This is a genomic window from Enterobacter cloacae complex sp. IR5412, assembly GCF_049237385.1.
Taxonomy (GTDB): domain Bacteria; phylum Pseudomonadota; class Gammaproteobacteria; order Enterobacterales; family Enterobacteriaceae; genus Enterobacter; species Enterobacter intestinihominis.
In genome coordinates, this window is record NZ_JBMKHQ010000001.1 from 385,335 (window position 1) to 411,932 (window position 26,598).

Sequence of the window (26,598 nt, forward strand, 5' to 3'; positions counted from 1 at the left end):
CGCGGCTTACCAGGTATGAATGTCGCTCGCCGTATCCGTCATGTAGCGAACGCCACTGATGGTAGGCAGCAACTGGTTGATCAGACGGTTCCAGCGGGCAACCGGCGCGGTGGTGACATAGACCACATCGTATGGCTGGAGACGGAACGACGTTGCCATGACCAGCGACGTCGCGTCGGACATGTCCAGCTGGTAGATGTTGGCAATCTTGCCTTTCGCGTTTTCGCCTTTGATCGGACGGATCACAAAGATGCCGCTGGCGTTGGAGGCGGTCAGATCGATACCTTCCGCGTTGCCCAGGGCTTCGGTCAGGGTCATACCGCTGAAGTCCATCTTAAGGGTGCTCTGTTTCTTCACTTCACCCATCACGAACACTTTCAGATCGTCGTTGCGCGGCACGTAAAGAATATCGCCCGGATAGAGGAGACGGTTCTGGGTCAGGTCACCGTTTTGCATCAGCGCCTGAAGCGAAATGCGCTGCTCTTTGCCGTTGTGGGTCAGCACCACGTTGCGCCAGTCAGCACCGTCGGTTAAGCCGCCTGCAGCATTGATCGCATCAAGAACGGTGAGCGGGACGTTGGTGATAGCCTGCTGGCCGGATTTGTTGACCTGGCCTGAGATATAGGCTTTCTGGGATCGGAACGCGGCGATATTAACGTCCACCTGCGGGTCAGCAATGTACTGCGCCAGGCGGCCGGTAATATCACTACGGATCTCAGCAAGCGTTTTTCCCGCGACGTGCACTTTGCCAATGTAGGGATAGAACATGGTGCCATCGGACTGTACCCAGTTACCGGTGTCGCTTGAGCTGCGGTACTGGCCCGCAGGTGTGGTCAGTTCAGGGTGATCCCAGACGGTCACGTTAATGACGTCACCCGGACCAACGCGATACTGGTAAGAGGCAATTTCCTGGTCCAGAGACATATTTGGCTGAGCAACATTCGGACGTGGGCGTAATTGTTCTACCAGACGTGGGGTTAATGGGTAAACATTCACCATTTTGTCGAGATCAAAATCAGCATCCTGCTGTTTAATCACATCCTTGCCCATTGTTGACATATTGCTGCCGGGAAAGACCGTGCAACCACTCATCAAGGTCACAGACACCAATAATGGCATCAATTTCATTTTGGATTTCATCATTGATTATTTATCACTTTGGCAGAGTAATTATCCTGTGCAATTAAAATAAGCGCGGGTCGTGGTGACAATCAGAATGCAGTTAATCATTTAGCAATATAACTGGCATCAGTCCTAAAAAAAGCTTATTCATCCATTGGCTATTGACAGAATAATTGAGGCTGATTCACACGCTTTCAGGCACGCTACCGCCCTTGGCTTTCAGTTACCAATCCACTGACTAAACAATGCGTTATGGTTAGACACCCTCTTGGATCAGGCCTTTTGAGAAATATATCCGCCACCTTAAACGGGTGATTGATAATGTATAACCTTCACCAAAGACTGAAACAAAAATAGCAACAAGGAGATTTAACATTTGATGCTGGAAGAATTGTTGCAGCTAACCTAATAGCAGGCAAGGAGACAACCGTCCTAATATTCGTTTTTAAGATTAATATTAAGAGCAAAGTTTTGAGGTTTTCGGATTTTCTTTATATTGACAAAATAGAGCGCCAGACCATTTATTGCGATATATCCTAAATATCGTCTTTTGTAATTAAATCTTCGCATTTAACTTATTTACACCGCCCCGCAAATGGGTTTTACCTGAGTGTAGCATTAAGAGAAATCTCAACCCGGCATTGCAATTTCCGTCTGCTTTATCCATGATCGAAGTGTGACATTAGTCATATAACAGAAGGTATTGCATTTACTATGGAATGGATTGCCGATCCATCAATCTGGGCCGGGCTGGTGACGCTGGTCGTCATCGAATTAGTGCTCGGCATTGATAACCTGGTGTTTATCGCCATCCTTGCCGATAAATTACCCCCTTCACAACGCGACCGCGCCCGCGTGACGGGTCTTCTGCTCGCCATGGTGATGCGTCTGCTGTTACTGGCCTCAATATCATGGCTGGTCACGCTCACCAAACCCTTATTCAGCGTGCAGGGTCTGAGCTTTAGCGCCCGCGACCTGATCATGCTTTTCGGCGGATTGTTCCTGCTGTTCAAAGCCACGGTTGAGCTTAATGAGCGGCTGGAAGGAAAAGACAGTGAAAACCCCACCCAGCGGCGCGGCGCTAAATTCTGGCCGGTGGTCGCGCAGATAGTGGTGCTGGATGCCGTCTTTTCTCTCGACTCCGTGATTACTGCCGTCGGGATGGTTGACCATCTGGCGGTGATGATGGCCGCCGTGATCATTGCCATCACCCTGATGGTGCTCGCCAGTAAAGCCCTGACGCGCTTCGTGAACAGTCACCCGACTATCGTCATTCTCTGTCTGAGCTTCCTGCTGATGATTGGCTTTAGCCTGGTGGCGGATGGTTTTGGCTTCCATATCCCGAAAGGATATCTGTACGCAGCCATTGGTTTCTCGGTGCTTATTGAGTTTCTTAACCAGCTGGCCATTTTCAACCGCCGCCGTTTTCTTTCCGCGAACCAGACATTACGACAGCGCACCGCAGATACGGTGATGCGCCTGCTGAGCGGCAAAAAAGAGGATGCCGAGCTGGATGCTGAATCCGCTGCGATGCTAGCCGACCACAGCGACGGGCAGATCTTCAACCCGCAGGAACGCCGGATGATAGAGCGCGTGCTTAACCTCAACCAGCGCTCGGTCAGCAGTATCATGACCTCCCGCCACGACATTGAGCATATTGACCTGACGGCACCGGAAGAGCAGATCCGTGCCCTGCTGGATAAAAACCAGCACACCCGCGTGGTGGTGACCGGCGGAGAAGAGGAAGAAGAGCTGCTGGGCGTGGTACACGTGATTGACCTGCTGCAACAGCAGCTTCACGGTGAGCCGCTCAACCTGCGCGCGCTGGTGCGCCAGCCGCTGGTCTTCCCGGAAGCGCTGCCGCTGCTCTCCGCGCTGGAGCAGTTCCGCAACGCGCGTACCCACTTCGCGTTTGTCGTTGATGAGTTTGGTTCTGTGGAAGGGCTGATGACGCTCAGCGACGTGATGGAAACCATCGCCGGTAATCTGCCTAATGAGGTGGATGAGATCGATGCACGCCACGATATTCAGAAAAACGCAGACGGCAGCTGGACCGCCAACGGCCATATGCCGCTCGAAGATCTGGTGCAGTTCGTTCCGCTTCCGCTGGACGAGAAGCGCGAATACCACACCATCGCCGGTTTGCTGATGGAATATCTGCAACGTATTCCGCAGCCGGGCGAAGAGGTCCAGGTGGGGGATTACATGATCAAAACCTTGCAAGTAGAGAGCCATCGCGTGCAGAAGGTGCAGCTGATACCGCTGCGCGGTGAAGATGAGATGGATTTTGAGGTGTAAAAAAGCCGGGTGGCGCTTCGCTTACCCGGCCTACGGTGTCTGGCTTTTGTAGGCCGGGTAAGGCGAAGCCGCCACCCGGCACAACAGGCATCAGAGCTTATCGAGCAACTTTTTCACGTCCTTACCAGACTGAGACTCTTTATTGCGGTCCGCCCAGTCATTCAGCCGACGTTTCGCTTCATCCTGAAGGTGCTTACGCAGGATCTGATCGACCTGCAAACTGTAATTGAGTTCCTGCCATTTTCCGTACACGCGCAGCGGTATCGGCGTCTGTTTCAGGAACTCGACAAGCTGGCCTTCCCCTTCCCAGCCAGCCTTCACGCGGACGTTGAAGCGGGTGTCAACCGTCTCTTTCACCAGATCCAGCGCGCCGTTTCCGGTCAGCGCCAGCAGGGACGAGATTCCCTGCATCTCGTCGAGCGAGAGCTGACCGTTGTCGAGGGCAAGCTCGCTGGTAAAGCTGTCGAGACGGGTTGCGCTGTCGTAGTTTTCATTCGCCTTCACGCTGCTGCTGCGCTCTACCGCCTGCTGCACCAGTTGCTGGAAGTTCAGCCCTTCCATGCGTGAATCTTTTAGCTCAACGTGCGCCTGCCCCTTCCAGCTACGACGGAAGGCGTTCGCATCAATCTTCGTGCCGGAGAAATCCCCGGCCAGCGACAGCTGCCCCGTGAGGGAAATCGGGTAATTAAAGGCTTTCAGGATGGTGCCAATCTCAACGTTTTCCAGACGCGGCTGGAACGCGGCGCTGGCAACGTCTTTACGTACGTCCAGCGTGCCCGGCAGGGAGAGATTTCCTGCCCCCATTTTTCCGCTGAGCTCAGAGATGACCAGCAGGCCGTTGTGGTTGAACATCTGGCTGTTGACGTCAGTAAAATCAATCCCACGCCAGCGCACGCTGTTCGCTTTCAGCAGAATGTCGGCGGTGAATCCGCGCAGACCATTGTAGTCAGGCAGATCGAGACTGGAGGAGATCACCGGACGCGACTGCGTGACCTGGCTTTGCCCTACCTGCGCGACACCCTCATCGGTCGCATTCACCGTTTGGGCCGCGAGCAGGTTCTCAAGGTTCAGCTTGTCGAATTGCAGATCCAACACCCACTTGGGTTTCTCATCAAGCGTGACGCTCGCCTGCCCCTTCAGGGAACTGTCGTTGGCCTGGAGGTTGAGCGCGTTCAGTTCGAGCTGTTTGCGCTCTTCGTGCCACACCGCCTGCATCGTGCCCTGGCCGGCGATCCCCTTCGCGGGTAAATCCGCGCCGGTCAGCTGCCAGTTGACCTGCTGAACGTCCGCCGTCAGCTGGTGCGGGTAGTCAGAGGCGTTCACGTTCGCATTCATCGACAGGTTGAGATCGCGCTGGTTACGGTTGATCCGCCCGGAGAACTCCATGGTCGCGTGATGGTTGGCGTCCTGCTCCATCTTGAGGTTGATATTACGGACGGTGATCTGTTCGTCATCCTCATGCTGGAAAACCAGCACGCTGTCAGCAACTTTCAGATTACCAATATCGAAAGACCAGCCGGTGTCAGACGGAACGTCAGGCAAAGTATTTTCACGCGGTGCGACCGGAGCATTCGCCTGACGAACGGCTTCGGTTTGTGGCGTAAGTTGAATCACCGCCCCTTTCAGCATCACCTGTTCAACCTGGAGCTGATGGGATAAGAGCGGGATGAGCGCGACATCAAGACGCATGTTATCCGCCGTAACAAGCGGCTGCGCGGCGCCCGGCGCGGTGAGCGACATACGTCCGGAGAGAATGCTGAGCTGCGGCCAGACGTGCCAGCGCAGCGGCCCGTCCAGCTTGAGTTCATACCCGCTGCGCGCTTCAACCTGCCGCACCATGTAGGCCCGGAAGTCATTCGGGTTAACCAGCAGCACCAACGCTGAAAGGCCAGCCACCAGCACCACCAGCAAAATCATCAGCGTTGTCAGAACTCTTCTCATGGCTTCCTCAGTGAACTCACAGATCAGTCTTTATCGATACGGCTGGCAACCGCACCCTGCTGGTCGCGATATTTTGCGTCCTGACGGCGGTTATAAGGACGGTCTGCCGGGCCGGTCAGCGGTTCGAAGCTCAACGCACCGATCATCATTCCCGGGCGAAGCGCCAGCGGCAGTTTACCGGCGTTAAAGAACTCCAGCACGATACGGCCAGACCAGCCCGGATCGATACGGTGCGCGGTGACGTGCACCATCAGGCCCAGACGCGCCAGAGAAGAGCGTCCGTCAAGCCAGCCGACCAGATCCGCAGGCAGCGTGACCGATTCAAAGGTCACCGCCAGCGCCAGTTCGCCAGGATGGAGATAAAACGCCTCTCCTTCTTCGATGACGATTTCGTCACTCATGACGCGATCCAGCGCTGCACTGACTTCGTCTTTCGGCCCGCTGAGGTCGATAAACGGTGCCGTGTGGCCGCTGAAGGTGCGGAACTTATTCCCCAGACGTACATCGACGGTCACGCCGTTAATACGCTCAACCGGCGGACGCGGGGTGATAGACAGGCGGCCTTCATCCAGCCAGGCTTCTATATCGCGGTCACAAAGACGCATGGCACTTTCTCCTTTCGTGCATCGCGCCCTGAATCCTTACGGCGTCAGGGCAAAACCAGGTTATCTCTGAACGGTACACAATTCACACGGCTTATTCAAAAAACTGACTGATTTTCGCTTTTAAGATATCAATGGCAATACGGTTTTTACCGCCGCGAGGCACAATAATATCGGCGTATTGTTTAGAAGGCTCAATAAATTGCAGGAACATCGGGCGAACGGTTTTCTGATACTGCGCCATCACGGAGTCCATGGAGCGACCGCGTTCGTTAACGTCGCGTTTAATACGCCGCATCAGGCAGATATCCAGCGGGGTATCGACGAAAATCGAGAAGTTCATTGATTCGCGCAGACGGGCGTCGGTGAGCAGCAAAATCCCTTCAAGGATAATCACCTTCTTGGGCTCAATGCGGATCGTTTCCTGGGTGCGGGTATGTTCCACGTAACTGTAGACGGGCAGCTCAATCGCCTCGCCGCGCTTCAGCGCTTCCAGATGCTGGAACAGCAGACTGTGATCCATCGCACTGGGGTGGTCGTAGTTGGTTTTTACGCGCTCTTCCATCGAAAGATGGGATTGATCTTTGTAATAGCTATCTTCGGGAATAACACCGATATGCTCATCACCCACTTGTTCACGCAGTTCGCGATAAAGCGTACTGGCAATAAGACTTTTACCTGAAGCCGATGCGCCGGCGATGCCTATGATGACGCACTGATGAGACTTATCAGTCATAAATTTAGCGACCTGATTAACCTGGATGTAAGGAAGGACGACGCCGGAGCGTCAAACGCGGCAATTATAGGGATTTCGGGGGCGTGATACCAGTCGAATGCGCAGGTTATGCGAGGCGGGCTGAAAAGGGCCGTTTCACGCCTTTAGCGAAATTTTTACGCACGGATTTTCACCATTTCACCCCCCTTCTTCGCAGAGTAACTATTTTATAAGTCTATGAAGTCAAAATCTGAGCACTCAGCATATGAATTGTAAAATGTTTGTACTAGCATAAACCAAATTAATGATTTCACGCGTCCGGAGCTGGCTCCTGACAACACGGCGTCCCTGGATAGAGCGGTAATGAATAAACAATACCAGCGGGTTTTGGTTACTACCCCACATCCTTTACTGCGGCTTGTCTGTCTGGGTCTGGTCACGTTCATCTTCACCTTATTTTCCCTTGAGCTGACTCGCTTTGGTACGCTGCTGGCGCCATTGTGGTTCCCGACATCCATTATGATGGTGGCGTTTTACCGCCATGCGGGAAAAATGTGGCCCGGCATCGCCCTCGCCTGCTCCTTTGGCAATATTTTTGCCTCGTGGATGCTCTTTTCATGGGAATCAATCAACTTAACCTACACGGCAATCAATATTATTGAGGCTTGTGTTGGTGCGGTGTTGCTGCGTAAGCTGCTCCCCTGGTATAACCCGCTGCAAAACCTCAACGACTGGATACGCCTTGCCCTCGGCAGCGCCCTGGTGCCGCCGCTGGTGGGCGGCATTCTGGTTCATTTTCTGGTGCCAGGCGCGGAGCCGCTGCGTAATTTTCTGTTTTGGGTACTTTCAGAAGCCATTGGCGCGCTGGCGCTTGTACCGTTAGGTCTGCTGTTTAAACCGCATTACCTGCTGCGCCACCGCAACCCGAGACTGCTGCTGGAAACGCTGGTGACCCTGGTCGTTACGCTGGTTCTTAGCTGGACGGCAATCACCTGGCTGCCGTGGCCGTTCACCTGCATCATCGTTTTGCTGATGTGGAGCGCGGTACGCCTGCCGCGAATGGAAGCATTCCTGATTTTTTTATTCACCATCATGATGGTGTCCTTGATGATGGCGCGAAACCCGCCCTCCATGACACCTTCAAACATGATGGTGACCTTCAACGCGCCATGGCTTCCCTTCCTGATGATGCTGCTCCCCGCCAACATTATGACGATGGTGATGTATGCCTTCCGGGCCGAGCGTAAACATATTACTGAAAGCGAAGAACGTTTTCGTAATGCGATGGAATATTCCGCGATTGGTATGGCGCTGGTGGGCATTGAGGGCCAGTGGCTTCAGGCCAACAAGGCGCTGTGCAATTTCCTCGGTTACAGTCAGTCTGAGCTTCAGTCGCTCACGTTCCAGCAGTTAACCTGGCCGGAAGATTTAAATACCGACCTGGAGCAGTTGCAACAGCTGATTAACGGGGAGATCAACAGCTACAGCCTCGAAAAACGCTACTACACCCGCAGCGGCGAAGTGGTGTGGGCGCTGCTGGCCGTTTCCGTTGTGCGCCATGCAGACGGCACGCCGCTCTACTTTATTGCCCAGATTGAAGACATCAACGACCTGAAACAGACCGAGTGGGTGAATAAGCGTCTGATGGAGCGTATCACCCTCGCGAACGAAGCCGGCGGCATCGGGATCTGGGAGTGGGATCTCGAGCCGGACGTGATCAGCTGGGATAAACGGATGTTTGAGCTGTACGAGATCCCCCCGCACATTAAACCTACCTGGCAGCTCTGGCATGCGGCCATGGTGCCTGAAGATCGTGCGCACGCCGAACAGGTACTGCGTGAGTCACTCCAGGCCAGGGTGCCTTTCAAGCTGGAATTTCGCATTCGCGTCAAGGATGGCATTCGCCACATTCGTTCGCTGGCGAACCGGGTGCTGAACAAACAGGGCGAAGTGGAGCGGCTGTTAGGGATCAACATGGATATGACCGAGGTGAAGCAACTGAACGAGGCGCTGTTCCAGGAAAAAGAGCGCCTGCATATCACCCTCGACTCCATCGGCGAAGCGGTGCTGTGCACCGATATCGACATGAACATCACCTTTATGAACCCGGTCGCAGAGAAGATGAGCGGCTGGTCGCAAAGCGAAGCGCTGGGTCAGCCCGTTCTGAAGGTGCTGCACATTACCTTCGGCGAGAACGGCCCGTTAATGGAAAACATCCACAGCGGCGATATGTCCCGTACCGATATCGAACAGGATGTGGTGCTTAACTGCCGGAATGGCGGCAGTTTCGACATTCATTACAGCATTACCCCGCTCAGCACCCTGGAGGGGCACGCTATCGGCTCGGTGCTGGTGATTCAGGATGTCACCGAGTCGCGCAAAATGCTGCGCCAGCTGAGCTACAGCGCTTCCCATGACGCCCTTACCCACCTGGCGAACCGCGTCAGTTTTGAAAACCATCTTAAGCGCCTGTTGCAGACGGTACAGGAGACCCATCAGCGTCACGCGCTGGTCTTTATCGATCTTGACCGTTTTAAAGCGGTGAACGATACCGCAGGCCACGCGGCGGGCGACGCGCTCCTGCGCGAACTCTCTTCGCTGATGCTGACCATGCTGCGCTCCAGCGACGTGCTGGCGCGTCTGGGCGGCGACGAGTTTGGCCTGCTGCTGCCGGACTGCAACGTCGAAAGCGCACGCTATATTGCGGGCCGGTTGATCGACGCCATTAACAACTATCATTTTTCCTGGGAAGGACGCCTGCACCGCATCGGCGCCAGCGCGGGGATCACGTTGATTGACGACGCTAATTATCAGACAGCGGAAGTGATGTCTCAGGCCGATATCGCCTGTTACGCCTCGAAAAACAGCGGGCGCGGTGTGGTCACCATCTATGAACCCCAGCAGGAGCGGATCCACAGCACGCGCAGCATGATGTCGCTGGATGAGCAGTGGCACATGATCAAAGATAATCATCTGCTGATGATCGCCCGCAGCGTCGCCTCACCGCGCATTCCCGAGAGCAGTAGCTTCTGGCTGATTTCCCTGCGGTTGTGGACCAGCCAGGGGGAAGTGCTGGAAGAGCATGCCTTCCGCGCCGGGCTGGCGGAGCCGGAGCTGCTGCACGCCCTTGACCGACGCATATTCAGCGAATTTTTCCGTACCTATGCCGCACAGGTGGCGGCCAAAGGGATGGGCGTCGCGCTGCCGCTCTCAGAAGCGGGTTTAGCCAGCGTCACGCTGGTGGATGAGCTGCTCGACCTGATCACCAGAGGTCCGCTGCCGGCGCGGCTGCTGCATCTGGCGATCGCCGTTGATGTGCTGAGCAATACGGATGAAAACGTGCAGCAGGGTCTGCAAAAGCTTCGTCAGGCTGGCTGTCGCGTGGTGCTGACCCGGGTTGGACGCGATATGAACGTCTTCAGCCAGCTCAGCGCCAACACCGCTGATTATCTGCTGCTGGATGCAGACGTGGTGACCAACGTCCACGGCAATCTGATGGATGAGATGATGGTGACCATCATTCAGGGCCACGCCCAGCGTCTGGGCATAAAAACCATTGCCGGGCCATGCCATCAGTCGATCATGATGAATACGCTGTCGGGCATCGGCATTGACTTTATTTACGGCGACACCATCGGGGAAGCGCAGCCGCTCGATCTACTGCTGAATACCAGCTATTTCGCCATCAACTGACGGCGACCAGCCGTCGGTGTACCAGATATGTAACAGCGCATACGAGCGCCACGGCTGCCAGCGCTCGGCATAGCGACGGATCTGCGCGGGCGTCATACCGGCAAAGCGCTGTTTAATGAGATAATCATCCGGCAGGAAAACATCCTTCGCCTGCCAGCCGCGCAAGGCCAGATAATTTGCGGTCCAGCGCCCGATGCCGGGGCGCTGCTGTAGCGCCTTCATCCCGGCCTCGACGTTCGCAGGCGGGAACAGCGGGAATTCACCCTCCACCACCGACTGCGCCAGATGAATCAACGACTCCGCACGCTTGAGCGGCATCCCAAGGGCTTTCAACGCCAGCGGATCCACCGCGGCCAGTACCTCTGGCGGAGGAAAACAGAGGTAGCCCGGCGCGTCCTGGATGGGTTCACCGCACAGCGCCACCACTCTTGACGCCAGTTTTGCCGCCATCGCCACGCTCACCAGTTGCCCGAGAATGGCGCGCACGCCCTGCTCGTAGGCATCCATCGCGCCCGGCAAACGTAACCCCGGCCGCGCCGCGCCGAGGTCGCCCAGGGTCTGCGCAATTCTTAGCGGGTCGCAATCAAGATCGAACAGGCGGGCAATGCGATCCAGGCAAATATCCGCCACCGGGATCAGGCCAGGGCTGAGCGACACCGCCAGCGTATGGGTTGCGCTGTCTGGCGTAACCCGTAAAACGCCCTGGTGCCCCGCATAGCCAAAACTGCGTTCGTAGTAATCCTCCGTAACGGTCTCAACCCCTGTGACCGCACGCGCGGCAAGAAAGCCAAACATCCACTGCCAGTCGTAGGGCGGTTGCCAGTTCAGGGTGTACATCGTCTCTCCTTTTGTATTTACCTCAGCATAAACCGAAAGATCGCGTTGCGCCTTGCTTTCATATTCCTGTTGTCGCCTGGCAGACATTTCGCTAAAGTCTCGCCCCTTCTCACCGGCATGGGGATTTATTGTGTTTATTGGATTCGACTACGGCACCGCAAACTGCTCGGTTGCGATAATGCAAAACGGACAACCGCAGCTCCTGAAAATGGAAAACGGCAGTACGCTGTTGCCGTCAATGCTCTGTGCGCCCACGCGTGAAGCGGTGAGCGAGTGGCTGTTCCGCCATCATCAGGTTCCGGCCACGGCGGCGGAAACCCAGGCGCTGCTGCGCCGTGCGGTCAGCTTTAACCGCGAGGAAGATATCGACGTTACCCCTTCCAGCGTGCAGTTCGGCCTCTCTTCCCTCGGGCAGTACATTGAAGACCCGGAAGAGGTCTACTTCGTTAAATCGCCGAAATCCTTCCTCGGCGCCAGCGGCCTGAAACCACAGCAGGTGGCGATGTTTGAAGATCTGGTCTGCGCGATGATGCTGCACATCCGCAATCAGGCGCAATCCCAGGTGTCGGATGCCATCACCCAGGCGGTGATTGGCCGTCCGATCAACTTCCAGGGGCTGGGCGGCGACGAAGCCAACCAGCAGGCGCAGGGGATCCTTGAGCGTGCAGCGCACCGGGCTGGCTTCCGTGACGTGGTGTTCCAGTATGAGCCGGTTGCGGCGGGACTGGATTTTGAAGCAACGCTGACGGAAGAGAAACGGGTGCTGGTGGTGGACATCGGCGGTGGTACGACGGACTGTTCATTACTGCTGATGGGTCCGCAGTGGCATCATCGTCGCGATCGTGAAAACAGCCTGCTGGGACACAGCGGCTGCCGCGTGGGCGGTAACGATCTGGATATCGCCCTGGCATTCAAGAGCCTGATGCCGCTGCTCGGCATGGGCGGTCAAACCGAGAAAGGCATCGCCCTGCCGATCCTGCCATGGTGGAATGCGATTGCCATCAACGACGTCCCTGCCCAGAGTGATTTTTACAGCACCGCGAATGGGCGTTTCCTTAACGATCTGGTGCGTGATGCGCAGGATGCAGAGAAGGTCGCGCTGCTGTATAAGGTGTGGCGTCAGCGTCTAAGCTACCGGGTGGTGCGCACCGCCGAAGAGAGCAAAATCGCCCTTTCCGATCGTCCTGAGCATGCGGTTACGCTGCCGTTTATCAGTGACGATCTGGCTACGGCTATCACCCAGGAAGGGCTGGAAATGGCGCTGGTTCAGCCGCTACAGCGTATTCTGGAGCAGGTGCAGCTGGCGCTTGAGAATGGCAAAGAGAAACCGGACGTGATTTACCTGACCGGCGGTAGCGCCCGTTCCCCGCTGATCAAGAAAGCGCTGGCGGAACAGCTGCCGGGGATCCCGATTGCCGGCGGCGATGACTTTGGCTCCGTTACGGCAGGACTGGCCCGCTGGGCGCAGGTGGTGTTTAGCTAATGGGGTTGTGCCGGGTGGCGCTGCGCTTACCCGGCCTACGGTTCGAGGATCTTGTAGGCCGGGTAAGGCGAAGCCGCCACCCGGCGAAACAACGCGCCACACTCAGACCATTCCTGACAGTCTTCCATATTTCCTCCATTTTTCCGCTGTGTTACCTGACTAAACTAGTATCATTCCCCGAAAGTGTTTCAGGACGAGAACGTATAACGATGAAAGGCAGTAACAAATCCCGCTGGGCAATCGCCGTTGGTCTGATTGTGGTGGTCCTGGCCGCCGCCTGGTACTGGCACAGCCAGTCCGCGAACTCCACGGCACCTGCTGGCGCCAATAGCCCCTCACAACGTCCAACGGGCGGCGGGCGCCACGGTATTCGCGGCGCGGCGCTGGCACCGGTGCAGGCGGCAACGGCGGTGAATAAAGCGGTGCCTCGTTATCTCTCCGGGCTGGGAACCATTACCGCCGCCAACACCGTGACGGTACGTAGCCGCGTGGACGGTCAGCTGATGGCCATCCACTTCCAGGAAGGCCAGCAGGTGAAAGCCGGCGATCTGCTGGCGGAAATCGACCCAAGCCAGTTTAAGGTGGCCCTGGCGCAGGCGCAGGGGCAGCTCGCGAAAGACAAAGCCACCCTCGCCAATGCCCGCCGCGATTTAGCCCGCTATCAGCAGCTGGTAAAAACCAACCTCGTGTCGCGCCAGGAGCTGGATACCCAGCAGTCTCTGGTCAGTGAATCTCAGGGCACCATCAAGGCCGACGAAGCCGCGGTCGCCAGCGCCCAGCTCCAGCTCGACTGGAGCCGGATCACCGCGCCGATTGACGGCCGCGTGGGCCTGAAACAGGTTGATATCGGCAACCAAATCTCCAGCGGCGACACCACGGGCATCGTGGTGATCACCCAGACGCACCCTATCGATCTCGTCTTTACCCTGCCGGAAAGCGACATTGCGACGGTGATACAGGCGCAGAAGGCCGGAAAAGCGCTGGTGGTTGAAGCCTGGGATCGTACCAACAAGCAGAAGCTGAGCGAAGGTTCGCTACTTAGCCTGGATAACCAGATCGATACCACCACCGGCACCATCAAGCTTAAAGCACGCTTCAACAATCAGGACGATGCCCTGTTCCCGAATCAGTTCGTCAATGCGCGAATGCTGGTCGCGACCGAAGAAAACGCCGTGGTTATCCCGACGGCGGCCCTGCAAATGGGCAGTGAAGGCAACTTTGTCTGGGTGCTGAACAGCGAAAACAAGGTCAGCAAACATCTGGTGAAAACCGGGATCCAGGACAGTCAGACGGTGGTGATCAGTGCCGGGCTGTCCGCTGGCGACCGCGTCGTGACCGACGGTATTGACCGTCTGACCGAAGGGGCGCAGGTCGAGGTGGTGGAAGCGCAGAATACAGGAGCAAAAGCCTGATGCAGGTGATGCCGCCGAGCTCTACAGGTGGGCCATCACGCCTGTTTATCTTACGTCCGGTTGCGACGACCCTGTTGATGGTGGCGATCCTGCTGGCCGGGATCATTGGCTACCGTTTTCTGCCCGTGTCGGCGCTGCCGGAAGTGGACTACCCGACCATTCAGGTTGTCACCCTCTATCCGGGCGCCAGTCCGGATGTGGTGACGTCCGCCATCACCGCCCCGCTGGAGCGCCAGTTCGGCCAGATGTCTGGCCTGAAGCAGATGTCCTCCCAGAGCTCCGGCGGCGCCTCGGTCGTCACGCTTCAGTTCCAGCTCACGCTGTCGCTGGACGTCGCCGAGCAGGAGGTGCAGGCCGCGATTAACGCTGCCACTAACCTGCTGCCGTCTGACCTGCCGAATCCACCGGTTTACAGCAAGGTCAACCCGGCAGACCCGCCGATCATGACCCTTGCCGTCACCTCCTCGGCCATGCCGATGACGCAGGTGGAAGACATGGTTGAAACCCGCGTGGCACAGAAGATTTCGCAGGTGACCGGCGTGGGACTGGTGACGCTGGCGGGCGGTCAACGCCCCGCTGTGCGCGTTAAGCTCAATGCCCAGGCCATTGCCGCGCTGGGGTTAACCAGCGAAACCATTCGCACCGCCATCAGCAGCGCCAACGTTAACTCAGCGAAGGGCTCGCTGGACGGCCCAACCCGAGCGGTTACGCTCTCCGCCAACGACCAGATGCAGTCCGCCGATGAATACCGCCAGCTGATTGTGGCCTATCAAAACGGCGCGCCGATCCGCCTGGGCGACGTGGCAACCGTCGAACAAGGCGCGGAAAACAGCTGGCTCGGGGCGTGGGCCAATAAGCAGCAGGCGATTGTCATGAACGTTCAGCGCCAGCCGGGCGCGAACATTATTGATACCGCCGACAGCATTCGCACCATGCTGCCGCAGCTGGTGGAAAGCCTGCCAAAATCGGTGAGCGTGAAAGTGCTTTCTGACCGCACCACGAATATTCGCGCCTCGGTGTCAGACACCCAGTTCGAGCTGATGCTGGCGATTGCGCTGGTGGTGATGATCATCTACCTGTTCCTGCGCAACGTTCCGGCAACCATCATTCCCGCCGTCGCCGTGCCGCTCTCGCTGGTCGGGACGTTTGCGGTGATGGTGTTCCTCGACTTTTCGATAAATAACCTGACGCTGATGGCGCTCACCATCGCCACCGGGTTCGTGGTGGACGATGCCATCGTGGTCATCGAGAACATCTCGCGCTATATCGAAAAAGGTGAAAAGCCCTTAGCCGCCGCGCTGAAGGGCGCAGGAGAAATTGGCTTTACCATCATCTCGCTCACCTTCTCGCTGATTGCGGTGCTGATCCCGCTACTGTTTATGGGCGATATCGTCGGGCGGCTGTTCCGCGAGTTTGCCGTGACGCTGGCGGTCGCCATTCTGATCTCTGCCGTGGTGTCGCTGACGCTAACGCCGATGATGTGCGCCCGCATGCTGAGCCACGAATCTTTGCGCAAGCAAAACCGCTTCTCGCGCGCCTCCGAGCGGATGTTCGAGCGCATTATCGCCGCCTACGGCCGCGTGCTGGCGAAAGTCCTGAACCATCCCTGGGCGACGCTCGGCGTGGCGCTCGGCACCCTGGCGCTCAGCGTGATGCTGTGGATTTTCATTCCGAAAGGCTTCTTCCCGATTCAGGACATCGGCATTATTCAGGGCACGCTTCAGGCGCCGCAGACGGTCTCCTTCGCCAACATGGCGCAGCGCCAGCAGCAGGTGTCTGAGATCATCATGAAAGATCCGGCGGTGGAAAGCCTGACTGCCTACGTGGGCGTGGACGGCACCAACCCGTCGCTCAACAGCGCGCGCCTGCAAATTAACCTTAAACCGCTTGATGACCGCGACGATCGCGTCAACGCGGTAATTGAGCGCCTGCAAAGCGCGGTGGCGCGCGTGCCGGGCATTGAGCTGTATCTGCAACCGATCCAGGATTTAACCATTGATACGCAGGTGAGCCGCACGCAGTACCAGTTTACGCTCCAGGCCACCTCGCTTGATGCACTCAGCACCTGGGTGCCGCAGCTGGTGGATAAGCTGAAAGCACTGCCGCAGGTTTCTGACGTCAGCAGCGACTGGCAGGATAAAGGGCTGGCGGCGTACGTGAACGTCAACCGCGACACCGCCAGCCGTCTGGGCATTACCATGTCCGATGTGGATAACGCCCTGTATAACGCCTTTGGTCAGCGACTGATCTCCACCATTTACACCCAGGCCAACCAGTATCGCGTGGTGCTGGAACATAACACCGAGAACACGCCCGGGCTTGCCGCGCTGGACTCAATACGCCTGACCAGCAAAGACGGCGGGATTGTGCCGCTCAGCGCCATTGCCAGCGTGGAAGAGCGCCACACCCCGCTGTCGATTAACCATCTCGATCAGTTCCCGTCCACCACCATTTCGTTCAACGTGCCGGACGGGTATTCCCTGGGCGAAGCGGTGGAGGCCATTCTGGGCGCGGAGAAAGAACTCAGCTTCCCGTCCGATATTCAGACCCAGTTCCAGGGCAGTACGCTGGCGTTCCAGGCCGCGCTGGGCAGCACCGTCTGGCTGATTGTCGCGGCGGTGGTGGCGATGTATATCGTGCTTGGCGTGCTGTATGAGAGTTTCATCCACCCGATCACCATCCTCTCCACCCTGCCGACAGCGGGCGTGGGGGCGCTGCTGGCGCTGATGCTGGCGGGGAGCGAACTGGACGTGATTGCGATAATTGGCATCATCCTGCTTATCGGCATCGTGAAGAAAAACGCCATCATGATGATCGACTTTGCACTGGCCGCCGAGCGCGAGCAGGGTATGGCGCCGCGCGAGGCCATTTACCAGGCCTGTCTGCTGCGTTTTCGCCCGATCCTGATGACCACCCTCGCCGCCCTGTTGGGCGCCCTGCCACTGATGCTAAGCACCGGCGTGGGGGCCGAACTGCGCCGTCCGCTGGGCATCGGCATGGTCGGCGGTCTGCTCGTGAGCCAGGTGCTGACGCTGTTTACCACGCCGGTTATCTACCTACTGTTTGACCGTCTGGCCCTGTGGACGAAAAGCCGCTTCCCGAAACGTGAAGAGGAGGCGTAAGTGAAGTTTTTCGCCCTCTTCATTTACCGTCCGGTGGCGACGATTTTACTCTCCGTCGCTATCACCCTGTGCGGCGTGCTCGGCTTCCGGCTGCTGCCGGTGGCCCCGCTACCGCAGGTCGATTTCCCGGTGATCATGGTCAGCGCCTCGCTGCCGGGCGCATCGCCGGAAACCATGGCCTCATCGGTGGCGACGCCGCTTGAGCGATCGCTTGGGCGGATTGCCGGGGTTAACGAGATGACCTCCAGCAGTTCGCTGGGCAGCACGCGCATCATTCTGGAATTTAACTTCGACCGGGATATCAACGGTGCGGCGCGCGACGTGCAGGCCGCGATTAACGCCGCCCAAAGCCTGCTGCCGAGCGGCATGCCGAGCCGTCCAACCTACCGCAAGGCCAACCCGTCCGATGCGCCGATCATGATCCTGACGCTTACGTCAGAGACCTACTCCCAGGGCGAGCTGTACGATTTTGCCTCCACCCAGCTGGCGCAAACCATCGCCCAGATTGACGGCGTGGGTGACGTGGACGTCGGCGGCAGCTCCTTGCCCGCCGTGCGCGTGGGGCTGAATCCGCAGGCGCTGTTTAATCAGGGCGTGTCGCTGGACGACGTGCGATCCGCTATCAGCAACGCCAACGTGCGTAAGCCGCAGGGGGCGATTGAGGACAGCAGCCACCGCTGGCAGATCCAGACCAATGACGAGCTGAAAACCGCCGCCGAGTATCAGCCGTTGATTATTCACTACAACAACGGCGCGGCGGTGCGCCTGAGCGACGTCGCCAGCGTCACCGATTCGGTGCAGGACGTGCGTAACGCCGGGATGACCAATGCCAAACCGGCGATTTTGCTGATGATCCGCAAGCTGCCGGAAGCCAACATCATTCAGACGGTGAACAGTATCCGCGCGCGGCTGCCGGAGCTTCAGGAAACCATTCCGGCGGCCATCGATCTCCAGATTGCGCAGGACCGTTCCCCCACCATCCGCGCCTCGCTTGAAGAGGTAGAGCAAACGCTGATCATCTCCGTCGCGCTGGTAATTCTGGTGGTGTTCCTGTTCCTGCGTTCGGGGCGCGCCACGCTGATCCCGGCGGTGGCGGTCCCGGTATCGCTGATAGGCACCTTTGCCGCCATGTACCTGTGCGGGTTTAGCCTTAACAACCTGTCGCTGATGGCGCTGACGATTGCCACCGGGTTTGTGGTGGATGATGCCATCGTGGTGCTGGAGAATATCTCGCGTCATCTGGAAGCGGGCATGAAGCCGCTCCAGGCGGCGCTTCAGGGGACGCGCGAAGTGGGCTTCACGGTCCTGTCCATGAGCCTGTCGCTGGTGGCGGTGTTCCTGCCGCTGCTGCTGATGGGTGGCCTGCCGGGGCGACTGCTGCGCGAATTTGCCGTCACGCTCTCCGTCGCCATTGGTATCTCACTGGTGATTTCGCTGACGCTAACGCCGATGATGTGCGGCTGGATGCTAAAGCGCAGCCAACCGCACTCACAGCCGCGCCGGAAAGGCTTTGGCCACGTCCTGATGGCGATGCAGTCCGGCTACGGCAAATCGCTGAAATGGGTGCTGAACCACACGCGTATTGTCGGGCTGGTGCTTATCGCCACCATCGGGCTCAACGTCTGGATGTATATCACCATCCCGAAAACCTTCTTCCCGGAGCAGGATACCGGCGTGCTGATGGGCGGTATTCAGGCAGACCAGAGCATTTCGTTCCAGGCAATGCGCGGCAAGCTTCAGGACTTTATGAAAATCATCCGGGAAGATCCGGCCGTAGACAACGTTACCGGCTTTACCGGCGGCTCGCGCGTTAACAGCGGGATGATGTTTATTACCCTTAAGCCGCGCGGTGAACGTCACGAAACGGCGCAGCAGATCATTGACCGCTTGCGGGTGAAGCTCGCCAAAGAGCCGGGGGCGAACCTGTTTTTGATGGCCGTTCAGGATATCCGCGTCGGCGGACGACAGGCTAACGCCAGCTATCAGTACACCCTGCTCTCGGATGACTTAGCCGCCCTGCGCGAGTGGGAGCCGAAGATCCGTAAAGCGCTGGCCGCGCTGCCGCAGCTGGCGGACGTGAACTCCGACAGCCAGAACAACGGCGCGGAGATGGCGCTCACCTACGATCGTGAAACTATGGCCCGCCTGGGCATTAACGTGGAGGCGGCCAACAGCCTGCTTAACAACGCCTTCGGGCAGCGTGAAGTCTCCACCATCTATCAGCCGATGAACCAGTACAAGGTGGTGATGGAAGTTGATCCGCGCTATACCCAGGACATCAGCGCGCTGGACAAGATGTTTGTGATCAATAATGACGGCAAGGCGATCCCGCTGTCGTACTTCGCCAGCTGGCAGCCGTCGAACGCGCCGCTGTCGGTGAACCACCAGGGGCTTTCCGCCGCCTCGACCGTGTCGTTTAACCTGCCAACCGGCTCGTCGCTGTCTGAGGCCAGCGATGCCATTAACCGCGCCATGACCCAGCTCGGGGTGCCCTCCTCCGTGCGCGGCAGCTTTGCCGGTACGGCGCAGGTGTTCCAGGACACCATGAACTCGCAGGTCATTTTGATCCTGGCGGCCATTGCCACGGTGTACATCGTGCTGGGCGTGCTGTATGAAAGCTACGTGCACCCGTTGACCATTCTCTCCACGCTTCCCTCTGCGGGCGTGGGGGCGCTGCTGGCGCTGGAGCTGTTCGGTGCTCCATTCAGCCTCATCGCGCTCATTGGGATCATGCTATTAATAGGTATTGTGAAGAAAAACGCGATAATGATGGTCGACTTTGCCCTGGATGCCCAGCGTAACGGCAACCTGACGCCGGACGAGGCGATATTCCAGGCCTGTCTGCTGCGTTTTCGCCCGATCATGATGACTACGCTGGCCGCGCTGTTCGGCGCACTGCCGCTGGTCATATCCGGCGGTGACGGCTCTGAACTGCGCCAGCCGCTGGGGATCACGATCGTTGGCGGCCTGGTGATGAGCCAGCTGCTGACGCTCTACACCACGCCGGTAGTCTATCTGTTCTTTGACCGCCTGCGGCTGCGTTTTTCGCGTAAAAAGAGAACCACGGTGACCGAGTAAATGACCGACCTACCCAGTAACGTTCGCTGGCAATTGTGGATCGTCGCGTTCGGCTTCTTTATGCAGTCGCTGGACACGACCATCGTGAACACAGCCCTCCCCTCAATGGCGAAAAGCCTGGGGGAGAGCCCGCTGCACATGCATATGGTGATTGTCGCCTACGTGCTGACGGTCGCCGTGATGCTGCCCGCCAGCGGCTGGCTGGCGGATAAAGTGGGCGTACGGAACATCTTCTTCACCGCCATTGTGCTGTTTACCACCGGCTCGCTGTTTTGCGCCCAGGCCAATACCCTCGACCAGCTGGTGATGGCGCGCGTGCTACAGGGCGTCGGCGGCGCGATGATGGTGCCCGTCGGGCGGTTAACGGTGCTGAAAATTGTTCCGCGCGCGCAGTATATGGCGGCGATGACCTTCGTCACCCTGCCCGGTCAGGTCGGCCCGCTGCTGGGCCCGGCGCTGGGCGGTATTCTGGTGGAGTATGCCTCCTGGCACTGGATCTTCCTGATCAACCTGCCGGTCGGTATTATCGGCGCGATTGCCACCCTGACGCTGATGCCGAACTATAAAATGCAGACCCGGCGCTTTGATTTCTTTGGCTTCATCCTGCTGGCAGCTGGCATGGCGACGCTCACCCTGGCGCTCGACGGGCAAAAAGGGCTGGGGATCTCCTCCCTGTCGCTCGCCCTGCTGGTAGCGCTGGGTGTCACCGCCATTCTCTGGTATCTGTGGCATGCCAGAGGCAACGCTAACGCGCTGTTTAGCCTGAACCTGTTCAAGAATCCCACCTACCGTCTTGGTCTGTTCGGCAGCTTTGCCGGACGCATCGGCAGCGGCATGTTGCCGTTTATGACGCCGGTATTTTTACAGATTGGGATGGGCTTCTCGCCGTTCCATGCCGGGCTGATGATGATCCCGATGGTGCTCGGCAGCATGGGGATGAAGCGTATTGTGGTGCAGGTGGTAAACCGCTTTGGCTATCGCCGGGTGCTGGTGGCCGCCACGCTCGGGCTGGCGCTGGTTAGTCTGCTGTTTATGGCCGTGGCGCTGCTGGGCTGGTACTACATCCTGCCGCTGGTGCTGTTCTGCCAGGGGATCATCAACTCCATGCGCTTCTCGTCGATGAACACCCTGACGCTGAAAGATCTGCCGGACGAACTGGCGAGCAGTGGTAACAGCCTGCTGTCGATGATCATGCAGCTCTCTATGAGCGTGGGGGTCACGGTCGCCGGATTGCTGCTCGGCATGTACGGTCAGCACCATCTCAGCGCCGACACCCCCGTCGCGCATCAGGTCTTTTTATACACCTACCTCAGCATGGCGGTAATTATCGCCCTGCCCGCTTTTATCTTTGCCAGAGTACCGAATGACACGACCAAAAACGTTGTGATCCGACGCGGCAAAAGGAGTGCACCATGAAATTCTGGCGTCCGGGGATCACCGGTAAGCTTTTTGTGGCGATTTTCGCTACCTGTATCGTCCTGCTGATTACCATGCACTGGGCGGTGCGGGTCAGCTTTGAGCGCGGCTTTATTGACTACATCAAGCACGGTAACGAACAGCGCTTACAGGGCTTAAGCGACGCGCTGGGGGAACAGTATAGCCTGCACGGTAACTGGCGTTTTCTGCGCAATAACGATCGTTTTATATTTCAAATTCTGCGCTCGCTGGAGCACGATAATGACGACGACCGTCCGGGGCCGGGCATGCCGCCGCACGGCTGGCGCACCCAGTTCTGGGTGATTGATCAGGAGATGCGCGTGCTTGTTGGCCCACGCTCGCCGGTACCGCCGGACGGTACAAAGCGCGCCATCACCTCGAACGGCGCCACGGTGGGCTGGGTTATTGCCTCGCCGGTCGAGCGGCTGACGCGCAACACCGACATCAACTTTGACCGCCAGCAGCGCCAGACCAGTTGGCTGATTGTCGCGCTTTCTACCCTGCTTGCGGCGCTCGCCACCTTCCCGCTGGCGCGCGGCCTGCTGGCGCCGGTTAAACGCCTGGTGGAAGGCACGCATAAGCTGGCGGCGGGTGATTTCTCGACCCGCGTGAACACCCGCAGTCAGGATGAACTGGGCAAGCTGGCGCAGGACTTCAACCAGCTCGCCAGCACGCTGGAGAAAAACCAGCAGATGCGCCGCGACTTTATGGCCGACATTTCGCACGAGCTGCGCACCCCGCTGGCGGTGCTGCGCGGCGAGCTGGAGGCGATTCAGGACGGCTTGCGGCAGTTCACCCCCGAATCCGTGGCCTCGCTACAGGCGGAAGTCGGTACGCTGACCAAGCTGGTGGACGATCTGCATCAGCTTTCCATGTCCGATGAAGGCGCCCTGGCCTACCAGAAAGCCCCAATCGACGTGATCAATATCCTTGAAGTCGTGACCGGCGCGTTCCGCGAACGCTTCGCCAGCCGTGACCTGAAAATCAACCTCTCGCTGCCTGACAGCGCGGTGGTATTCGGCGACAGAGATCGCCTGATGCAGCTGTTCAATAATCTGCTGGAGAACAGCCTCCGCTACACCGACGGCGGCGGCGGGTTGCATATCTCCGGCAAGCAGGAGAACGGGCGCTTTGCCCTGACCTTTGCGGACTCCGCCCCTGGCGTGAAGGATGCGCAGCTGGAAAAACTGTTCGAGCGCTTCTATCGCACCGAAGGTTCGCGTAACCGCGCCAGCGGGGGCTCCGGCCTTGGGCTGGCGATTTGCGTAAACATTGTGGAGGCGCATGGTGGCACCATCCGCGCCGCCCATTCGCCTTTTGGCGGGGTTAGCATTACAGTAGAGTTACCTCTGGAACGGGATTTATCGAGGGAAGCATGACCGAGTTACCGATTGACGACAACACACCGCGTATTTTGATCGTGGAAGACGAGCCTAAACTTGGGCAACTGCTGATCGACTATTTGCGCGCTGCGAGCTATGCGCCAACGCTTATCAGCCACGGCGACCAGGTGCTGCCCTACGTGCGCCAGACGCCGCCGGATCTGATCCTGCTGGATCTGATGCTGCCGGGTACTGACGGCCTGACCCTGTGCCGGGAAATTCGTCGTTTCTCCGATGTGCCCATCGTGATGGTGACGGCCAAAATCGAAGAGATCGACCGTCTGCTGGGGCTCGAAATCGGCGCCGACGATTACATCTGCAAGCCTTACAGCCCGCGGGAGGTGGTCGCTCGCGTGAAAACCATCCTCCGCCGCTGCAAGCCGCAGCGTGAATTGCAGGTGCTGGATGCGCAAAGCCCGCTGATCGTCGACGAAAGCCGCTTCCAGGCGAGCTGGCGCAGCAAACTATTGGATCTCACCCCCGCGGAGTTCCGCCTGCTGAAAACCCTCTCCCACGAGCCGGGAAAAGTGTTTTCCCGCGAGCAGCTGCTCAACCATCTGTATGACGATTACCGCGTGGTGACCGACCGCACCATCGACAGCCACATCAAAAACCTGCGCCGCAAGCTGGAGGCGCTGGACGCCGACCAGTCGTTTATTCGCGCGGTGTACGGCGTGGGGTATCGCTGGGAAGCGGATGCGTGCAGGATTGCCTGACAACATTCTCCCCTCACCCTGCCCTCTCCCCAGGGGGGAGAGGGTGTTTTAGTCCCCTCTCCCCCCTGGGGAGAGGGTTAGGGTGAGGGGTCCGGGCTTTACCTCCCCGCCCCGCAGCGCTACAATGCCCGCCCTTAAAGTGGGGGATCTCCCCTTACCGCTGCACCTGGTGCACGCGGATCTGACCTGTCATCAGAACGAGAACAAACATGTTTAAACCGGAACTCCTTTCCCCGGCGGGAACGCTGCAAAATATGCGTTACGCTTTCGCCTATGGTGCCGACGCCGTCTACGCGGGCCAGCCGCGCTATTCGCTGCGCGTGCGTAACAACGAATTCAACCACGAGAATCTTCAGCTCGGCATCAACGAAGCGCATGCCCTGGGCAAAAAATTCTACGTGGTGGTGAACATCGCGCCGCACAACGCCAAGCTGAAAACGTTCATTCGTGACCTGAAGCCGGTCGTGGAGATGGGGCCGGACGCACTGATCATGTCAGACCCGGGTTTAATCATGCTGGTTCGGGAGAACTTCCCTGATATGGACATTCACCTCTCGGTGCAGGCTAACGCCGTCAACTGGGCAACGGTGAAATTCTGGAAGCAGATGGGGCTGACCCGCGTCATTCTGTCTCGCGAGCTGTCTCTCGAAGAGATCGAAGAGATCCGCACCCAGGTGCCGGATATGGAGATCGAAATCTTCGTTCACGGCGCGCTGTGCATGGCCTACTCCGGCCGCTGCCTGCTCTCTGGCTATATCAACAAGCGTGACCCGAACCAGGGCACCTGCACCAACGCCTGCCGCTGGGAATATAACGTTCAGGAAGGCAAAGAGGATGACATCGGTAACATCGTGCATAAACACGAGCCGATCCCGGTCACCAACGTTGAGCCAACGCTGGGTATCGGCGCGCCTACCGACAGCGTGTTTATGATCGAAGAAGCCAAACGTCCGGGTGAGTACATGACCGCCTTCGAAGACGAGCACGGCACCTATATCATGAACTCGAAGGATCTGCGCGCCATCGCGCACGTGGAGCGTTTAACCCAGATGGGCGTGCACTCCCTGAAAATCGAAGGCCGCACCAAGTCCTATTACTACTGCGCTCGTACCGCGCAGGTGTATCGCAAAGCCATCGACGATGCCGCCGCCGGTAAACCGTTCGACACCAGCCTGCTGGAAACGCTGGAAGGTCTGGCGCATCGCGGATATACCGAAGGTTTCCTGCGTCGACATACCCACGACGACTACCAGAACTACGAGCATGGCTACTCCATTTCCGAACGCCAGCAGTTTGTAGGCGACTTCACCGGCGAGCGTAAAGGCCCGCTGGCCGCCGTCGCCGTAAAAAACAAATTCACTAAAGGCGACAGCCTGGAGCTGATGACACCGCAGGGCAACATGAACTTCCGCCTGGAGCATCTGGAAAACAAAAAAGGTGAGGCGATTGAGGTCGCACCTGGCGACGGCCATGTGGTCTGGCTGCCGGTTCCTGAAGAAGTAGAGCTGGAGTTTGCGCTGCTGATGCGCAATTTTGAAGGTGAAAATACCCGAAATCCACACGGCAAATAGTCAATCAACGGGATTTTTTCACGCTGGGATAATTCTTAGAATCGGATCACATACCGCTTCGTTCAATACGGGTATTATCCCCCCGCTGAAAAACATAACCCATAAATGCTAGCTGTACCAGGAACCACCTCCTTAGCCTGCGTAATCTCCCTTACGCGGGCTTATTTTTTGCCTTTCATCCTGTTCTTACCCGCTTTTTCCCTCTCTGGGATACACTCTTTCTATAGCTAAAAAAGGGAGCAACCCGGATGGCAACCTATCCAGACAGTTTATTAATTCTTAACGGCAAGAGTGCAGGCAACGATCTGCTGCGCCAGGCGATTACCGAATTGCGTGAAGACGGAGCATGCATACACGTGCGAGTAACGTTTGAAAAAGGCGATGCGGCGCGCTACATCGACGAGGGCATCAGGTTAGGTGTTCAGACCATCATTTCCGGCGGCGGCGACGGAACGATCAACGAGATCGCCGGTGCGCTCATTGACCTCAACGACGCAGCTCGCCCGGCGATGGGGATTTTACCGCTCGGTACCGCCAACGATTTTGCCACCAGCGCCGGTATTCCGGAGGATGTAGGAAAAGCGCTACAGCTGGCCATTCTCGGTAAGGCTACCGCCGTCGATATTGCTCAGGTGAATGAAAAAACCTGCTTTATCAATATGGCGACGGGCGGTTTCGGCACCCGCATTACCAGCGAAACGCCGGAAAAACTGAAAGCCGCGCTGGGCGGCGTTTCGTATCTCATCCATGGTCTGATGCGCATGGACACGCTCAGGCCCGACAGCTGTGAGATCCAAGGTGAAAACTTCCACTGGCAGGGCGACGCGCTGGTGATTGGTATCGGCAACGGGCGTCAGGCAGGCGGCGGACAGCAGCTTTGCCCGGAAGCGCTGATTAATGACGGTCAATTACAGCTGCGTATTTTTACCGGCGACGGGCTACTGCCGGCGCTGTTTACGACGCTGACGCAGCCAGAGGAGAGCCCCAATATCATCGACGGGAAATCCGCGTGGTTTGAAGTGATCGCCCCCCACGGCATGACCTTTAACCTTGACGGAGAGCCGCTCAGCGGCGAGCGATTCCGCATCGAAGTTTTGCCCGGCGCGTTGCAGTGCCGGTTGCCGCCGGACTGTCAGCTTTTGCGCTGATGTGTTGCCGGGTGGCGGCCCTCTTCCCGTATGCACTGAAC

Annotated in this window: 16 protein-coding genes; 11 read left to right on the top strand and 5 right to left on the bottom strand. The window is 58.0% G+C overall.

Annotated elements, in window-relative coordinates; genetic code table 11:
- Nucleotides 1-6 precede the first annotated feature (6 nt).
- On the bottom strand, nucleotides 7-1,143 hold the full coding sequence (locus ACOTX2_RS01935; RefSeq protein WP_022648641.1) for a polysaccharide export protein: 1,137 nt from the start codon (nucleotides 1,141-1,143) through the stop codon (nucleotides 7-9).
- A 693-nt stretch (nucleotides 1,144-1,836) separates the two neighbouring features.
- Between ACOTX2_RS01935 and ACOTX2_RS01940 the strand changes: the two genes are divergently transcribed.
- Nucleotides 1,837-3,420, top strand: coding sequence for a TerC family protein (locus tag ACOTX2_RS01940; protein WP_063147727.1), 1,584 nt, complete (start codon nucleotides 1,837-1,839; stop codon nucleotides 3,418-3,420).
- A gap of 90 nt (nucleotides 3,421-3,510) precedes the next feature.
- On the opposite strand, the gene asmA is transcribed toward ACOTX2_RS01940, so the two are convergent.
- The 3 genes from asmA to udk all read right to left on the bottom strand — a co-directional run bounded on the left by asmA (nucleotide 3,511) and on the right by udk (nucleotide 6,699).
- Entirely contained in the window at nucleotides 3,511-5,361 is a 1,851-nt protein-coding gene (gene asmA / locus ACOTX2_RS01945) for an outer membrane assembly protein AsmA (RefSeq protein ID WP_063147726.1), read from the bottom strand.
- A 23-nt stretch (nucleotides 5,362-5,384) separates the two neighbouring features.
- Nucleotides 5,385-5,966 carry a dCTP deaminase gene (gene dcd / locus ACOTX2_RS01950; protein WP_006811250.1) on the bottom strand — a complete coding sequence of 194 codons (582 nt, stop codon included), beginning with the start codon at nucleotides 5,964-5,966 and terminating at the stop codon, nucleotides 5,385-5,387.
- 91 nt (nucleotides 5,967-6,057) lie between these two features.
- Nucleotides 6,058-6,699, bottom strand: coding sequence for a uridine kinase (gene udk, locus ACOTX2_RS01955; RefSeq protein ID WP_000130320.1), 642 nt, complete (start codon nucleotides 6,697-6,699; stop codon nucleotides 6,058-6,060).
- Nucleotides 6,700-7,041: 342 nt separating this feature from the next.
- Between udk and ACOTX2_RS01960 the strand changes: the two genes are divergently transcribed.
- The gene (locus ACOTX2_RS01960; RefSeq protein WP_063843710.1) at nucleotides 7,042-10,371 is read left to right on the top strand and encodes a diguanylate cyclase; all 3,330 of its coding nucleotides are present in this window, start codon (nucleotides 7,042-7,044) and stop codon (nucleotides 10,369-10,371) included.
- Here the strand turns inward: ACOTX2_RS01960 and alkA are convergent.
- Nucleotides 10,336-11,208: a DNA-3-methyladenine glycosylase 2 gene (alkA, locus tag ACOTX2_RS01965; protein ID WP_063146243.1), complete on the bottom strand. Its 873-nt coding sequence runs from the start codon at nucleotides 11,206-11,208 to the stop codon at nucleotides 10,336-10,338. The genes ACOTX2_RS01960 and alkA overlap by 36 nt on opposite strands.
- 130 nt (nucleotides 11,209-11,338) lie before the next feature.
- Here alkA and yegD point away from each other — a divergent pair, with 130 nt between their 5' ends.
- The 9 genes from yegD (at nucleotide 11,339) to yegS (ending at nucleotide 26,557) form a co-directional block, all read left to right on the top strand.
- Entirely contained in the window at nucleotides 11,339-12,691 is a 1,353-nt protein-coding gene (gene yegD, locus ACOTX2_RS01970; protein ID WP_063147724.1) for a molecular chaperone, read from the top strand.
- Nucleotides 12,692-12,900: 209 nt separating this feature from the next.
- Complete coding sequence (locus ACOTX2_RS01975; RefSeq protein WP_063147723.1) at nucleotides 12,901-14,103, top strand: MdtA/MuxA family multidrug efflux RND transporter periplasmic adaptor subunit; 1,203 nt, start codon at nucleotides 12,901-12,903, stop codon at nucleotides 14,101-14,103.
- Nucleotides 14,103-17,225: an MdtB/MuxB family multidrug efflux RND transporter permease subunit gene (locus ACOTX2_RS01980; protein WP_063147722.1), complete on the top strand. Its 3,123-nt coding sequence runs from the start codon at nucleotides 14,103-14,105 to the stop codon at nucleotides 17,223-17,225. Before ACOTX2_RS01975 ends, ACOTX2_RS01980 begins: the two co-directional genes overlap by 1 nt.
- Nucleotides 17,226-20,303: a multidrug efflux RND transporter permease subunit MdtC gene (mdtC, locus tag ACOTX2_RS01985; protein ID WP_045621311.1), complete on the top strand. Its 3,078-nt coding sequence runs from the start codon at nucleotides 17,226-17,228 to the stop codon at nucleotides 20,301-20,303.
- Nucleotides 20,304-21,719, top strand: a complete 1,416-nt coding sequence (locus tag ACOTX2_RS01990) for an MFS transporter (protein WP_063147721.1) — start codon at nucleotides 20,304-20,306, stop codon at nucleotides 21,717-21,719.
- The gene (gene baeS / locus ACOTX2_RS01995) at nucleotides 21,716-23,119 is read left to right on the top strand and encodes a two-component system sensor histidine kinase BaeS (RefSeq protein ID WP_063147720.1); all 1,404 of its coding nucleotides are present in this window, start codon (nucleotides 21,716-21,718) and stop codon (nucleotides 23,117-23,119) included. The genes ACOTX2_RS01990 and baeS overlap by 4 nt, the downstream gene beginning before the upstream one ends.
- Nucleotides 23,116-23,838, top strand: a complete 723-nt coding sequence (gene baeR / locus ACOTX2_RS02000; protein ID WP_015572364.1) for a two-component system response regulator BaeR — start codon at nucleotides 23,116-23,118, stop codon at nucleotides 23,836-23,838. The genes baeS and baeR overlap by 4 nt, the downstream gene beginning before the upstream one ends.
- 209 nt (nucleotides 23,839-24,047) lie before the next feature.
- Entirely contained in the window at nucleotides 24,048-25,409 is a 1,362-nt protein-coding gene (gene yegQ / locus ACOTX2_RS02005; protein ID WP_038416385.1) for a tRNA 5-hydroxyuridine modification protein YegQ, read from the top strand.
- A 248-nt stretch (nucleotides 25,410-25,657) separates the two neighbouring features.
- Nucleotides 25,658-26,557 (top strand): lipid kinase YegS, encoded by a 900-nt coding sequence (gene yegS / locus ACOTX2_RS02010; RefSeq protein WP_023306584.1) that lies wholly within the window; start codon nucleotides 25,658-25,660, stop codon nucleotides 26,555-26,557.
- The last annotated feature ends 41 nt before the right edge of the window (nucleotides 26,558-26,598 follow it).

Coding starts and splice junctions, on each gene's coding strand:
- baeR (WP_015572364.1), top strand. CDS start 23,116: ATGACCGAGTTACCGATTGACGACAACACACCGCGTATTTTGATCGTG.
- ACOTX2_RS01940 (WP_063147727.1), top strand. CDS start 1,837: ATGGAATGGATTGCCGATCCATCAATCTGGGCCGGGCTGGTGACGCTG.
- ACOTX2_RS01960 (WP_063843710.1), top strand. CDS start 7,042: ATGAATAAACAATACCAGCGGGTTTTGGTTACTACCCCACATCCTTTA.
- ACOTX2_RS01975 (WP_063147723.1), top strand. CDS start 12,901: ATGAAAGGCAGTAACAAATCCCGCTGGGCAATCGCCGTTGGTCTGATT.
- ACOTX2_RS01935 (WP_022648641.1), bottom strand. CDS start 1,143: ATGATGAAATCCAAAATGAAATTGATGCCATTATTGGTGTCTGTGACC.
- alkA (WP_063146243.1), bottom strand. CDS start 11,208: ATGTACACCCTGAACTGGCAACCGCCCTACGACTGGCAGTGGATGTTT.
- dcd (WP_006811250.1), bottom strand. CDS start 5,966: ATGCGTCTTTGTGACCGCGATATAGAAGCCTGGCTGGATGAAGGCCGC.
- ACOTX2_RS01980 (WP_063147722.1), top strand. CDS start 14,103: ATGCAGGTGATGCCGCCGAGCTCTACAGGTGGGCCATCACGCCTGTTT.
- ACOTX2_RS01990 (WP_063147721.1), top strand. CDS start 20,304: ATGACCGACCTACCCAGTAACGTTCGCTGGCAATTGTGGATCGTCGCG.
- udk (WP_000130320.1), bottom strand. CDS start 6,699: ATGACTGATAAGTCTCATCAGTGCGTCATCATAGGCATCGCCGGCGCA.
- yegQ (WP_038416385.1), top strand. CDS start 24,048: ATGTTTAAACCGGAACTCCTTTCCCCGGCGGGAACGCTGCAAAATATG.
- baeS (WP_063147720.1), top strand. CDS start 21,716: ATGAAATTCTGGCGTCCGGGGATCACCGGTAAGCTTTTTGTGGCGATT.
- asmA (WP_063147726.1), bottom strand. CDS start 5,361: ATGAGAAGAGTTCTGACAACGCTGATGATTTTGCTGGTGGTGCTGGTG.
- yegS (WP_023306584.1), top strand. CDS start 25,658: ATGGCAACCTATCCAGACAGTTTATTAATTCTTAACGGCAAGAGTGCA.